Origin of the sequence: Streptomyces sp. LUP47B, assembly GCF_001746295.1 — a bacterium.
Lineage (GTDB): Bacteria > Actinomycetota > Actinomycetes > Streptomycetales > Streptomycetaceae > Streptomyces.
The window spans coordinates 399,045-411,918 of record NZ_MJAH01000008.1; the positions used below are offsets into that span (position 1 = coordinate 399,045).

General features: G+C 71.0%; 14 protein-coding genes and 2 pseudogenes. 6 read left to right on the forward strand and 10 right to left on the reverse strand.

Features of this window, described 5'->3' with window-relative positions; translation table 11 throughout:
• The first annotated feature begins 14 nt into the window (after window positions 1-14).
• The 3 genes from BFN33_RS26155 (at window position 15) to BFN33_RS26165 (ending at window position 2,777) form a co-directional block, all read left to right on the forward strand.
• Window positions 15-701: a TetR/AcrR family transcriptional regulator gene (locus tag BFN33_RS26155; RefSeq protein WP_069762591.1), complete on the forward strand. Its 687-nt coding sequence runs from the start codon at window positions 15-17 to the stop codon at window positions 699-701.
• Between the two features lie 178 nt (window positions 702-879).
• Window positions 880-2,115 carry a sensor histidine kinase gene (locus BFN33_RS26160; RefSeq protein WP_088245395.1) on the forward strand — a complete coding sequence of 412 codons (1,236 nt, stop codon included), beginning with the start codon at window positions 880-882 and terminating at the stop codon, window positions 2,113-2,115.
• Window positions 2,112-2,777 carry a response regulator transcription factor gene (locus tag BFN33_RS26165; protein WP_069762593.1) on the forward strand — a complete coding sequence of 222 codons (666 nt, stop codon included), beginning with the start codon at window positions 2,112-2,114 and terminating at the stop codon, window positions 2,775-2,777. Before BFN33_RS26160 ends, BFN33_RS26165 begins: the two co-directional genes overlap by 4 nt.
• Here BFN33_RS26165 and BFN33_RS26170 read toward each other — a convergent pair.
• Together BFN33_RS26170 and BFN33_RS26175 are read right to left on the reverse strand one after the other, a co-directional pair.
• Complete coding sequence (locus tag BFN33_RS26170; RefSeq protein WP_069762594.1) at window positions 2,738-3,025, reverse strand: DUF6332 family protein; 288 nt, start codon at window positions 3,023-3,025, stop codon at window positions 2,738-2,740. The genes BFN33_RS26165 and BFN33_RS26170 overlap by 40 nt on opposite strands.
• 72 nt (window positions 3,026-3,097) lie before the next feature.
• Window positions 3,098-4,585 (reverse strand): MFS transporter, encoded by a 1,488-nt coding sequence (locus tag BFN33_RS26175; protein ID WP_069762595.1) that lies wholly within the window; start codon window positions 4,583-4,585, stop codon window positions 3,098-3,100.
• An 86-nt stretch (window positions 4,586-4,671) separates the two neighbouring features.
• Between BFN33_RS26175 and BFN33_RS26180 the strand changes: the two genes are divergently transcribed.
• Entirely contained in the window at window positions 4,672-5,052 is a 381-nt protein-coding gene (locus BFN33_RS26180) for a MarR family winged helix-turn-helix transcriptional regulator (RefSeq protein ID WP_069762596.1), read from the forward strand.
• Here the strand turns inward: BFN33_RS26180 and BFN33_RS26185 are convergent.
• Both BFN33_RS26185 and BFN33_RS26190 read right to left on the reverse strand, forming a co-directional pair.
• Window positions 5,049-5,783 (reverse strand): maleylpyruvate isomerase family mycothiol-dependent enzyme, encoded by a 735-nt coding sequence (locus tag BFN33_RS26185; protein WP_069762630.1) that lies wholly within the window; start codon window positions 5,781-5,783, stop codon window positions 5,049-5,051. The two genes, BFN33_RS26180 and BFN33_RS26185, sit on opposite strands and share 4 nt — an antisense overlap.
• A gap of 74 nt (window positions 5,784-5,857) precedes the next feature.
• On the reverse strand, window positions 5,858-6,808 hold the full coding sequence (locus tag BFN33_RS26190; protein ID WP_069762597.1) for a LysR family transcriptional regulator: 951 nt from the start codon (window positions 6,806-6,808) through the stop codon (window positions 5,858-5,860).
• A 50-nt stretch (window positions 6,809-6,858) separates the two neighbouring features.
• Here BFN33_RS26190 and BFN33_RS26195 point away from each other — a divergent pair, with 50 nt between their 5' ends.
• Window positions 6,859-7,554, forward strand: coding sequence for a type 1 glutamine amidotransferase domain-containing protein (locus BFN33_RS26195; protein ID WP_069762631.1), 696 nt, complete (start codon window positions 6,859-6,861; stop codon window positions 7,552-7,554).
• A gap of 10 nt (window positions 7,555-7,564) precedes the next feature.
• On the opposite strand, the gene BFN33_RS26200 is transcribed toward BFN33_RS26195, so the two are convergent.
• The gene (locus BFN33_RS26200; protein WP_079141016.1) at window positions 7,565-8,203 is read right to left on the reverse strand and encodes a TetR/AcrR family transcriptional regulator; all 639 of its coding nucleotides are present in this window, start codon (window positions 8,201-8,203) and stop codon (window positions 7,565-7,567) included.
• A 456-nt stretch (window positions 8,204-8,659) separates the two neighbouring features.
• Window positions 8,660-9,577, reverse strand: a complete 918-nt coding sequence (locus tag BFN33_RS26205; protein WP_069762633.1) for an AraC family transcriptional regulator — start codon at window positions 9,575-9,577, stop codon at window positions 8,660-8,662.
• A 272-nt stretch (window positions 9,578-9,849) separates the two neighbouring features.
• Between BFN33_RS26205 and BFN33_RS26210 the strand changes: the two genes are divergently transcribed.
• The gene (locus tag BFN33_RS26210) at window positions 9,850-11,028 is read left to right on the forward strand and encodes an MFS transporter (RefSeq protein WP_069762598.1); all 1,179 of its coding nucleotides are present in this window, start codon (window positions 9,850-9,852) and stop codon (window positions 11,026-11,028) included.
• Window positions 11,029-11,114: 86 nt separating this feature from the next.
• On the opposite strand, the gene BFN33_RS26215 is transcribed toward BFN33_RS26210, so the two are convergent.
• From BFN33_RS26215 to BFN33_RS26230, 4 genes and pseudogenes are all read right to left on the reverse strand, one after another.
• Window positions 11,115-11,450: a hypothetical protein gene (locus tag BFN33_RS26215; protein WP_069762634.1), complete on the reverse strand. Its 336-nt coding sequence runs from the start codon at window positions 11,448-11,450 to the stop codon at window positions 11,115-11,117.
• Window positions 11,451-11,560: 110 nt separating this feature from the next.
• Window positions 11,561-12,152: ATP-binding cassette domain-containing protein (locus tag BFN33_RS26220; protein ID WP_141757994.1), on the reverse strand; the 592-nt coding region annotated here is incomplete at its 5' end.
• Between the two features lies 1 nt (window position 12,153).
• A pseudogene (locus tag BFN33_RS26225) lies at window positions 12,154-12,618 on the reverse strand (ATP-binding cassette domain-containing protein); the annotation flags it as partial.
• 7 nt (window positions 12,619-12,625) lie between these two features.
• Window positions 12,626-12,874 (reverse strand): annotated as a pseudogene (locus tag BFN33_RS26230) (ABC transporter permease); the annotation flags it as partial.

Here is a 12,874-nt window from a genome sequence, read left to right on the forward strand (position 1 = left end):
GGACACTGAGGCGTATGAGCACAGCACAAGGCGCCCGCGCCCGAGCCCGGATCGAGGTCACCGCAGCCATCAAGGACGAGGCGCGCAGACAGCTCGCCGCGGAGGGCGCCGCCAAGCTCTCGCTGCGGGCCGTGGCCCGTGAGCTCGGCATGGTCTCCTCCGCCCTGTACCGCTACTTCGCTAGCCGTGACGACCTGCTGACCGCTCTCATCATCGACGCCTACGACTCGCTGGGCGAGAGCGCGGAGCACGCGCACGCAGCCGTCGCACAGGCGGGGCCGACGGAGCGCTGGGTGGCGGTGTGCGAGGCGGCACGCGGGTGGGCTCTCGCGCACCCCCACGAGTACGCCCTGATCTACGGATCCCCGATCCCCGGCTACACCGCACCGCAGGCGACGGTCCCGGCCGCGTCCCGTGTGGGCCTCCTCCTCATCGGCATCGTGCGCGACGCGCACCGCGGCCCCGGCCTGACCGGACTCGCGCTCTCCGCCGAACTGCGCCCCGAGGCCGAACGCATGGCCGCCGACCTCACCCCCGATCTCTCGCCCGAGGCCGCCACCGCACTCGTCGCCGCCTGGGCCCAGCTGTTCGGACTGATCGGGTTCGAGCTGTTCGGCCAGTTCAACCGGGTGGTGGAGGACCGCGAACAGTTCTTCCGGCACGCGGTGACGCAACTGGCGCGGGGCGTGGGGCTGGCATAGAGGGGCCGCTCTTTCCTCAGGTCACCGGCCGGCCGAGCCCCAGCCGGGCGAACGGGTGGGCGCCGCGTCCGCTGCGCCGCCCGCTCGTCAAGGAGGCCGGCGTACTTCGCCGGGAGTACGGGTGATCGCCACGCTCGGGTGACGCCTCGGCCGGACCGCGGCGTCTAGCGTGGCTGTCATGGACGGTGAGCAGCGCGTACGCGGGGACGGTGCGCCGCGGTGGTGGCGGCAGGGACCGCCGTGGTGGAAGGGCGCGGGTGACGAGGGCCGGGCGGCCCGGTGGCCGTGGCTGTCCACCCTGCTGCTCACGCTCTTCGTGCTCGCGGGCTCGAACTACGCGGCCCGGCAGCAGGCCGAGCGGGCCGACCTCGACGCGTTCGCACGGGTGCTGCTGGTGATCGGCGCCGGGCTGCTGCTGTGGCGGCACCGGCGGCCGGTGCTCGTCGTCTTCGGTACGGCGGCTGCCGCGATGCTCTACCTGGGGGCCGGGTATCCGTACGGGCCGGTGTTCCTCGCCGTCGCCCTCGCCTGCTTCAACGCCATCGTGGCCGGGCACCGCAAGGCCGCCTGGACCGCGCTCGGGATGCTCTGGGCCGGACACGTCCTGGTGGCCCACTGGCTCTACCGGTGGCTGCCGCCCTCCGGGGACCCGGCCGCCCCCTGGGGGCAGGAGGGGGGGATCGCCGCCTGGGTCGTCGCGATCGTCGCCGTCTCGGAGCTGGCCCGGACCCGGCGCGACCAGTGGGCCCGGGACCGCGCCGAACGCGCCCGGGCCGCACAGCGCCGCGCCGACGAGGAGCGGCTGCGGATCGCCCGCGAGCTGCACGACGTGCTCGCGCACAGCATCTCCGTCATCAACGTCCAGGCAGGCGTCGGCCTCGCCCTTCTCGACACCGACCCCGAACAGGCCCGCACCGCCCTCACCACCATCAAGGCCGCCAGCAAGGAGGCCCTCGGTGAGGTGCGCCAGGTGCTCGACACGCTGCGCACGCCGGGTGACGCGCCGCGCGCCCCCGCACCGGGTCTCGACCGGCTGCCCGAGCTGGTGTCCCAGGCGGCGGGCGCGGGCCTCACGGTCGAGCTGGAGGGATCGGCGCCCGGTCTGCCTCCCGGCGCGGACCTCGCCGCCTTCCGCATCGTCCAGGAAGCGCTCACCAATGTCGTACGGCACTCGGGTTCGCGGCACGCGCGCGTGCGGCTCGATCACGACGGCGGTGCGCTACGGCTGCGTATCGACGACGACGGACCCGCGACCGGCACCGACGCGGGCGGCAGCGGCAACGGTCTGGCCGGAATGCGGGAGCGGGCCGCCGCTCTCGGTGGCACGATCGAGGCCGGCCCGCGTCCCGACGGAGGGTTCCGGGTGCTCGCCGTACTGCCGCTCAAGGTGAAGGCCAAGGAGGACGACCGGTGATCCGCGTACTGCTCGCCGACGACCAGTCACTCGTGCGGGCGGGTTTCCGGGCCCTGCTCGACGCGCAGCCGGACATCGAGGTGGCCGGTGAGGCCTCCGACGGGCAGGAGGCGCTCGCCAAGGTGCGCGAACTGCGGCCGGACGTCGTCCTGATGGACATCCGGATGCCGTTGCTCGACGGCCTCGCCGCGACCCGGCGCCTCACGGAGGACGACGCTCTCAAGGACGTGAAGGTGGTCATGCTCACCACCTTCGAACTCGACGAGTACGTCTTCGAGGCGATCCGTTCCGGCGCCTCCGGCTTCCTGGTCAAGGACACCGAACCGGAGGAACTTCTGCGCGCCGTACGGGCGGTGGTCGACGGCGACGCGCTCCTGTCGCCGGGTGTGACCCGCCGTCTCATCGCCGAGTTCGCGGCCCGCTCCAAGGAACCCGCGGCCGAAGGCGCCCTCGCCGAACTCACCGAGCGGGAACGGGAGGTGATGGCCCTGGTCGGCATCGGCCTGTCCAACGAGGAGATCGCCCGCCGCCTGGTCGTCAGCCCCCTCACCGCCAAGACCCATGTCAGCCGCACGATGGTCAAGCTCGGCGCCCGCGACCGCGCCCAACTGGTGGTGCTGGCCTACGAGTCGGGGTTGGTGCGGCCCGGCTGGCTGGGCTGAGGGCTGCTCGGCCGGAAGCGCACGAGCACGCTGATCACCCGGGCGACGAAGACCACGGGCGCGATCGCGAGCCCGATGCGCAGCAGCAACTTCTCGACGGTTCCCGGCAGTTCGAACAGCAGCGCCGGTCCGGCCACCGCCCCGAAGAGCACGGCCGCCGCGAACAGCGCACTGCACAGCGCGTATCCGATCTCGACGGTGATGGCGTCCCGCTCGGCCTGGCTCCGGCGTCCCCCGTAAGTCTCCACATTTGAAGTCTCACAGCCGTGTGCCCGGCGGAGCAAGCAGCTCGCCGGGCACACGGTGTCGGAGGCGTCCCCCTAGTCGCGTACCGTGACGCGCTCCGCCTCCCGCACAGTGGACTTGGCGACCACGACGGACCGCTGTGGGCGGCGCGGGGTGCGCAGTCCCGTGAGGGTGATCAGCAGTCCGGCCGCGGCGATGGCCGTGACCACGACGAGGCCGGGGCGGTAGCTGTCGAGGACGGCCTGCGGAGTGGCGTTCTCGGGGGCGCCCGCCGTCACCACGGCGGTCACGACGGCCAGGAAGATCGCCCCGCCGACCTGGACCGAGGTGTTGAGCAGGCCGGAGACCATGCCCTGCTCGTGGTCCTCGACGCCGTTGGTGGCCTGGATGTTGAGCGAGGGGAAGACCAGTGCGCAGGCGGCGCCGATGAGCAGCATCGACGGCAGGATCGCGGCGGCGTACCCGGGGTCCAGGTCGACACCCAGGAACAGCGCGTACCCGACGACCATCAGTGCGAAGCCCGCCGGGATCAACCGTTGGGTACCGAACCGGTCGACGATCGAGCCGACCTTCGTCGAGGACACCGCCACCAGCGCGCCCGCGGGCAGGAAGGCGAGCGCGGTGTGCAGCGCCGACCAGCCGAGCAGCGACTGCATGTACAACGTCACGAGGAACTGGAAGCCCACGTACGAACCGAAGAAGGCCATGGCACCCAGCTGGGCGCGGATCTGGGTGCCGGAGCGCAGCACGCCGAGCCGGACCAGCGGGCCCGGCGAACGCCGCTCGACCAGGACGAACACCGTCAGCAGTACGGCCACGGCGAGGAAGGACAGCAGGGTGCGGGCCGAGGCCCAGCCGGACTCCGGAGCCTGTACGACGGTGAAGACCAGCAGCAGCATCGAGGCGGTGCCGAGGACGGCGCCGGGGATGTCGTAGCCGCTGTGGTCCTTCTCGCGGGTGCTGCGCGGCAGCAGCTTGAGTCCGGCGACGAGCGCGATCAGGGCGATGGGCGCGGGCAGCAGCATGGTCAGGCGCCAACTGGCCTCGGTGAGCAGGCCGGACAGCACCAGGCCCATGGAGAAGCCGGTGGCGGCGCAGGTGGTGTAGATGGAGAGCGCGCGGTTGCGCAGCGGGCCCTCCGGGAACGTCGTGGTGATGATGGACAGGCCCGCGGGCGCGGTGAAGGCCGCGCTCAGGCCCTTGATGAACCGGCTGGCGATCAGCAGCGGGCCCGAGTCGACGAGGCCGCCGAGCAGGGAGGCGACCGCGAACACGCCGAGGGCCACCAGGAAGACCTGGCGCCGGCCCAGCAGGTCGGCGGCCCGGCCGCCCAGGAGCAGCAGACCGCCGTAGCCGAGGATGTAGCCGCTGACGATCCATTGCAGCGTCGAGGTGGAAAGGCCCAGGTCGGCGCCGATGGAAGGCAGCGCGACGCCGACCATCGACACGTCCAGCGCGTCCAGGAACATCGCGGCGCACAGCACCAGCAGGGTGCCCCAGAGCCTGGGTGTCCAGCGGACCGCTGAGGAAGGGTCCGCGGGGGTGGTGAGCGGAGAGGTCATGCCGAAGACACTACATGCGCATGCATCGAATGCAAGCGCATTTAATTCGGATGCAATAATTCCTCTGCTCTGCTACGGTGCCGCCCATGGCGGCGAAGAAGCCCGAGCAGGAGCTCGCGGAACGGTGGCGGGAACTCCTTGCACTGCACGCGCGCACGCAGTGCGAACTGGACCGTGCTCTTCATCAACACGGCCTGTGCGGCAGTGACTTCGAGGTGCTGGACGTCCTGGCCGACGGCGGCTGCGACTACCGCGTGCAGGAGATCTCCGAGCGGGTCCATCTGAGCCAGAGCGCGCTGTCGCGGCTGATCGCCCGGCTGGAGAAGGACGGGCTCGTCGAGCGCGGGATGTGCCCGGAGGACCGGCGGGGCGTGCGGGTGTCCCTCACCTCGAAGGGACGCGCGTTGCACGGCGACGCCCTGCCGGTGCAACGCGCGGTCCTGACAAGGATGTTGGAGGCGTCCTAGCCCACGGCGGACTTCTCCCGCCACAGGCCGGCGACCGACACGTCCCCGGTCACCCGCGGGAACGGCAGCCGGTTCCACAGCGCCAGATACAGCCGCGCCGCGGGCCCGGACACCTCGCAGTCGGCGTCCCCCGCATCGCCCAACTCGGCCGCGGGCGGTTCCTGCGTCAGTCGTACGGTCCACACGGCGCCGTCGGTGTCGCTCGCCCGCACCCGCAGCACCCGGGGCTCGTCGGTGCGGACCCGGCTCTTCGCGCGGGCGTGGAAGCCGCGCAGCAACTCGTCGATGCCGTCGGCCGCGAAGTCCCGGCCGAGCTCCTCGGGGGTGCCGCCGCGGGCCGCCTCCGCGTCGAAGCGGTGCACGGCTGTCTCGTGCGCCTGCCGCCGGGCCCAGAACGCGAGCGGCGACGGGGCGGGCAGGAACTGGAAGCACTGCAGGCCGGGGTCGGCGGAGCCGAGGGCGTCGACCAGGAGGCGGTGTCCCTCGCGGAACCAGGCGAGCAACTCCCCGCCGTCGAGATCGGGCTGGTCGGGGAAGGGAACGCGGTCGGGGTGTCCCTCGGCCACGAACGCGCGCGCCCAGCGGTGCACTGTCCCCGTGTGCTTCAACAGGTCCCGCACCTGCCAGTCCGGGCAGGTCGGCACCTTGGCGTCCGGTCCCGCCCGCTCGGCGGCCGACGCGAGCAACAGGCCTTCCCGGTTCAGGGTTTGGATGAACTCGGCTGTCTCCATGGAGTGAGTGTGCCCCAGGGCGACGCCCTGCTCGCGCGCCTTCAGTACATCGTCAGGGGACGACATCGACGGAGTCACCAGTCACGGGCGGCCTGAAGCAGGTGGTCGCGGACCAGCGCCACGTGGGGGTTGCCGGAGGTGCCGGGCCGCTGCACCAGGAAGCTGGTGTTGATGGGCGGGTCTTCGGGGTCGTGGAGCAGGACCAGCGTCCCCGACCGCAGTTCCTCGGCGCACAGATAACGGGGGAGCACGGTGAATCCGGTGCCGCCGGCGACCGCGGCCTTGACCGCGTTCAGGTCCGGCATGGTGACCGCGGGCTGCCGGTCCAGACGTCGGCCGAAGACGTGCCGCCAGTAGCGGCGCAGGATGGGCAGATCGTCGGCGTAGGCGACGAGCGGGACGCCGTGCAGTGCTCCTGCGGCCGTGACGGACGCGGGTGCGCCCAGCCGCTGCGCCCAGGTGGGAGAGGCGACGAGCACGAACTCCTCGTCGTTGAGGGGCACGGCCGTGAGGATGCGGCCACGCGGCCGGAACGTGGCGATCACCAGGTCGTGGCGGCCCGCGCGCAGGTCCTCCAGGAGCGGTTCGGTCAGACCCGGCGTGATGCGCAGCCGTACCCCTTTGTCCACCAGGGGAGCGAGACCGGGCAGGACGCACCGGGACAGCAGCTCGGCCGGACCGGCCAGATGCACCGGCTCGGCCGGGGCGTTCTCCGCGCCCCCCGCGGGCCTCGCCACCATGGCGAGCGAGTCCAGGGGCTGCACGATCCTGGCGGCGAGCTCGTCCGCGTACGGGGCCGGGGTCACGCCCCGCGCCCGGCGCTCGAACAGCTCACGGCCCAACTGCCGCTCCAGAGTGCGGATCTGGGTGGTGACCGTGGGCTGGGACAGGCCGAGCAGACGGGCGGCGGCGGTGAAGGAGCCGGTGCGGTACACCGCCAGGAAGGTCCGCAGCAGGTTCAGGTCCAGCGGGGCATCGACGGCGTGCCCCGGACCCTCCGAGCCATTGGCGTTCCTATCCCTCATATGCGGGAGCCTATTGGATTTCTATGGCGGGACGGGACTACGGTTCGACCATGTCGAAGATCCTCTTTGTGATGACCGGTGCCGACCACTGGACCCTGGCCGACGGCACCCAGCACCCCACCGGCTACTGGGCCGAGGAGGCGGTCGCCCCCTACGAGGCCTTCAAGGCCGCCGGACACGAGATCGTCGTGGCCACCCCGGGCGGTGTCGTGCCGACCGTGGACAAGGGCAGCCTCGCGGCCGAGGTCAACGGCGGCCAGGAGAACGCCGACCGCATCGCCGGGGTGCTCACCTCGGCCACCGAACTCCAGCACCCGGTACGGCTGGAGGACGTGAACCTCGACGACTACGCGGCAGTCTTCTACCCCGGCGGCCACGGACCGATGGAGGACCTCGCGGTCGACGCGGACTCGGGCCGACTGCTCACCCTCGCCCTGGAGAGCGGCAAGCCCCTCGGTGTCGTCTGCCACGCCCCCGCCGCCCTGCTCGCGGCGACGAAGGCCGACGGCTCCAACGCGTTCGCCGGGCGCCGGGTGGCCGCCTTCACCAACGCCGAGGAGACCCAGGCGGGCTTCGCCGACAAGGCCAAGTGGCTGCTCCAGGACCGGCTCACCGAGGCCGGCGTCCAGGTGGACGTGTCCGAGCCCTGGGCTCCGCATGTGATCGTCGACGGCGACCTGGTGACCGGGCAGAACCCGGCGTCCTCCGCACCCCTCGCCGTCGAACTGCTGAAGAAGCTGGGCTGATCCCCCGGGCTCACACCCCGAGACAGGGCAGCACCACGGCGTCGATGTAGGCCCCGACGAAGGCCGGGTCGGCCGACTCGTCCTCCAGCAGCTGGTGGGCGATCAGGCTGCCCAGCAGTGCGTAGGGGACGTAGGACAGGGCGGCGGTGTCCGCGGGGACCTCGCCGCGCTCGACGGCCTGCCCCAACAGCGCCTCGAGACTGCACAGTTCGGGAACGACGAGCAGTTCACGCAGCGCCGAGAGGAGATCGGGGTGGACGTGGGCGGCCTGGAGGACGCCCCGCATCAGGGCGGTGCCCTGCTCCATCCGCAGCGCGTCCAGCTGGGCCACCACCGCCGCGAAGTCGCCGCGCAGGGACCCGGTGTCGATGCCGGCGAGGGTGGCGGGCCTCTCGTGGCGCAGCGCCTCGGCGACCAGCTGCGGCTTCCCCGCCCACTGGCGATAGAGGGTGGCTTTGCTGCACCGGGTCCGGGTGGCCACGGCGTCCATGGTGAGGTTGTCGTAGCCGACCTCCCGCAGCAGGGCGAGGACGCTCGTGTACAGCTCCGCCTCGCGCTCCGGCGTCAGACGGCTGCGGCGCGGACGCGGAGTGGAGCCCGATGGCGCCGCGCCTGCCGATGTCGTACGTCCGTCACCGTTGCCGTCCATGCGCGCCTCATCCAAACGAAACTGTTTCGTACTCTACGGCCAGGCTATCCCCGCGGCCGTCGGATACGAAACCGTCTCGGTGGTGGACGGCTCCCGGGAAGCCTGGCCGGGAGCGCAGGCGGAGGGTCCGCAGAGTCGCGCATGGCGGGCCTGTCACCGGTCGCGACAGTACGGCTCGTTGCTCCCGGGAGACGCTGTGGGGCGAGGCGAGCGAACTCGTGCATGACGATGTGCCGTTGTGGGTCGATCGGTTCCGGAGTCGTTGGACGTGTCCTGGCCGTCCGGCACCTCTGCGGTCCGAGCGTCCACCTGCTGCGTCGCGTTGACGGTGGTCGAGGCCCCGGCGTCCTCGGCCGCGACCCCGCCGACGGCCGGCTGCATCGGCAGCGGCGTGGCCGACCGGTCGGACGGTCCCCCGCGCCATCCGACCGGCCATCGGTTGTACAAGCGGGCACGCTATAGGCCGGCGGTCGACGCGGTCTTGGACAAATTTGCACTCGTGGAGAGCGCCACCGCCCCCTCCACGCGTCGCGAGGTCATCATCTGTCCGGGCGTGGTGCCGGCGATGGCCCGGAACTCGCGGTTGAGGTGCGCCTGATCGTAGAAGCCGCAGGCCGTGGAGATCTCGGTCAGACTCGTGGCCCCGCGACCTAGCAACGCCACCGCGTGACGGAAGCGCAACACCCGGGCCGTCGCCTTGGGGGTGAGCCCGATCTGCTGGGTGAACCGGCGGGTCAGGTATCCCTGGCTCCAGCCCACTTCGGCGGCGATACGGGCGATCGGGATGGCCCCCGCGCTACCGGAGAGCAACTGCCAGGCGCGTGCCACCTCGGGCGTGGGCTGCGGGCCGTACTCGAGCCGGGCGAGCAGCGCGGCGTCCAGCAGGTCGAACCTCGCGGCCCAGTCGGGAGTGGCTGCCATCCGCTCGACCAACACCTCGGCTTCGGGCCCCAGAACGTCCCGTGTCCCGACGGCCAGATTCGTCAACTCGCTCATCGGCAGGCCGAACAGCCGGTACGCACCCAGTGGCGTGAACTCCACCCGGATCGCCTCCTGACCGCCTGGATGCGTACAGATCGCGGGCCGGTCCTCCAGTCCGACCACCAGCGACCCGATGTTCCCGCTGCCCGCGTCCGGCACGCCCAGCCGCCGTACCTGCGAGAACGGCTCGGCGAGACTGATCAACAGGGTCGCGCGCCCCGAGGGCACCAAACGTGCCTCGTACGGTGTGGCCACCGCTTCCCAGTAGCCGACGTAGCTGCGTAAATACGGCCGCAACCCCGGATGCCAGGGCCGGGTCACCCGCCACAGCCCACCGAGCCGCGTGATCTCGACCGGACCCGCCGCGGCCATGACACCCCGTGCACCAGGCAGCACCACAAGGAGCGCTCCTCTCGTCATCAAGGAACCGCCCTGAGTCAGCCGCCCGGCAGCTCCGTGCTATCCAGCATCCGACGTCATCGCACCGGACTCGTGGGTAAGCGAGTGAAGTTGGCATGCAGGCGGGTGCAGATCTGATGACGGTGAACCGCCACGGCGGAAGCCGCCGGACGGGCGGATGGGCTGAGCGAGCCTCCGCTCACCCGAACACCCTTGCCGACAATCGAGCACAGGCCTACGCTGACTTTGTGCCGCTAATAAACAAAATGCGAACGCGCATCACCGTGCCGGACAACAGCCTCACCCGACTCCGTATCGTCCTCACCGTCTTCTTCGCGCTCGACGGCTTCGTCTTTGCCGGGTGGGTCGTTCGCATCCCCGCGATCAAGGAACAGACCGGCGCCTCCGCCAGCGCCCTCGGTCTCGCCCTGCTCGGTGTCTCGGCCGGCGCGGTGATCACCATGATGCTCACCGGCCGCCTCTGCCGCCGCTACGGCACCCATCGGGTCACCGTCGTCTGCGCCGTCCTGCTCTCCCTCAGCGTCGCGCTGCCACCGCTCACCCACTCCGCGGTGGCACTCGGCGCCGTACTGCTGATCTTCGGTGCCGCGTACGGCAGCATCAACGTCGCGTTCAACAGCGCCGCGGTCGATCTCGTGGGCGCGCTGCGGCGCCCCATCATGCCGAGCTTCCACGCCGCCTTCAGCCTGGGCGGAATGCTCGGTGCCGGACTCGGCGGGCTGGTCGCCGGAGCCCTGTCCCCGACACGGCACCTGTTCGGCCTCACCGCGATCGGGCTGCTCGTCACCGCAGCGGCGGGGCGCACCCTGCTGCGCATCCCGGCTCCGGCACCCCGACAGGATGTGCCCCAGCAGACGTCCGCGCCCCGTCGCCAGGGCAGCCGCACCCGCGGTCTCGTCATCACCTTCGGCCTGATCGCCCTGTGCACGGCCTACGGTGAGGGCGCGCTGGCCGACTGGAGCGCCCTGCATCTGGAGCACGACCTGGACGCCACGCCCGGCGTCGCCGCGGTCGGTTACTCGTGTTTCGCGCTCGCCATGACCATCGGCCGACTGACCGGCACCAGACTGCTCGAACGGCTCGGCCGGACCCGCACGCTCGTGGGCGGCGGCACCACGGCCGCGCTCGGCATGCTGCTCGGCGCCCTCGCCCCCTCCGTCTGGGCGGCACTGCTCGGCTTCATGATCACCGGGCTCGGTCTCGCCAACCTCTTCCCCGTCGCCGTCGAGCGCGCGGGCAGACTGGCAGGCCCCGACGGAGTGGCCATCGCCTCCACCCTCGGCTACGGCGGCATGCTCCTCGGCCCGCCCGCCATCGGCTTCATGGCCGACTGGTTCTCCCTCCCGGTCGCCCTCACCAGCGTCGCGGCGCTCGCCGCCACCGCCGCGGTCATCGCACTGCTGACCCGACGCGTGGCGGGTTGATCACGGGCTCGGCGGTCAGTTCTTCCCCCTATCGAAGTTGCCGGTCCGGATGGGCGAGGGCGCGTACAGGGCGTAGGCCCCCCGGATCACTCCGGATGGGCCACCGCCTCCTTCTGCAACTGAACAGCAGCCAACAGGCTGAGCTTCGGCTCCGCCTTGCGCAGTGCCCGTACCGCCGCGACCGAGGTGATGTCGCCCGTGAATCCGACGGCGGCCCACCGGGAACGGACCCAGCGTGCGCGCAGCCCGGTCTCGGTGGCGGCGGCGGTGGACTCGACGAGTGCCATGGCGCGGTCCAGCCCGGGTCGCTCCTCGGGCGTGGCCTCGGCCAGTGCCTGGCTCAGGGCCGCTCCGACGACGTCCGAGTCCCGGACCAGCAGCACGAAGTTCTGTTTCTTGTTCAGTCCCGCGATTCCCGACATGCGGCTCATCGTGACGGCCATGTTCCGGTCTCGCCAAGCGACTTGAGGACTCTCAGAGGCTCGGTCGTCCGTCCTTCAGGCGCGCGTCCCACGTCGACGACGGCCGGACGTCAGGGCGATGGAGTTTTGGCGGTGGTGGGTGGGGTGAGGTCGTCCTCCTCGGGGAGTGCTTCGGTGTCGACACCACGCACCTGGCTCAACTCGTGTTTGAGGGCGGCGAGTTCGGCGCCGCCTGCCATGTGGTTGGTGAGTTCCTCCAGGGTGATCCGGTCGCGGGAGGCGGACAGTTCCATGGTGCCCAGGCGCAGCACGCTGAAGTGGTCGCCGACCATGTAGGCGTGGTGGGGGTTGTGGGTGATGAAGATGACGCCGAGTCCGCGGTCGCGGGCGGCGGCGACGTATTTGAGCACGACACCGGACTGTTTGACGCCGAGGGCTGCGGTGGGCTCGTCCAGGATGAGGACGCGGGCGCCGAAGTAGACGGCGCGGGCGATGGCCACGCACTGGCGCTGGCCGCCGGAGAGGGTGCCGATGGGCTGTTCGAGGTCGTCGAGGATGATGCCCATCTGGCGCAGCTCGTGGTCGGCGGTCTGTTTCATCTTCTCGATGTCCAGACGGCGGATCGGCCAGGGGCCCTTGGTCATCTCGGAGCCGAGGAAGAAGTTGCGCCATACCGGCATCAGGGGGACCACGGCGAGGTCCNGTCGTCGAGGATGATGCCCATCTGGCGCAGCTCGTGGTCGGCGGTCTGTTTCATCTTCTCGATGTCCAGACGGCGGATCGGCCAGGGGCCCTTGGTCATCTCGGAGCCGAGGAAGAAGTTGCGCCATACCGGCATCAGGGGGACCACGGCGAGGTCCTGGTAGACGGTGGCGATGCCCTTGTCCAGCGCTTCACGCGGGGTGGAGAAGCGCACCGGGGTGTTGTCGACGAGGAACTCGCCCTCGGTGTGCTGGTGCAGACCGGAGATGATTTTGATGAGGGTGGACTTGCCGGCGCCGTTGTCGCCCAGCACGCAGGTGACCTGGCTGGGGTGCACCTTCAGGCTGACCCCGTGCAGGGCGCGGATGTTGCCGTACGCCTTGCCGGTGGCCCTCAACTCGACGACCGGGGCGTCGTCCTGGGCTTCCGTGTCCCCGGTGAGGGTGTCCTCGTGGGTCGTTGTCATAGTGCGGTTACCTCCGGGTCGCGGTGCGGCTGACCCACAGATTGATCATGACGGCGCCGAGCAGCATCACGCCGAGGAAGGCCTTGAACCAGTCCGGGTTCCAGTTGGCGTAGACGATGCCCTGCTGGACCATGCCGAACATGAACGCCCCGAAGACCGGGCCGATCGCGGAACCCGCGCCGCCGGTCAGCAGACAGCCGCCGATCACCGCCGCGGAGATGTAGATCAGTTCCTGGCCCACACCCTCGCCGGACTG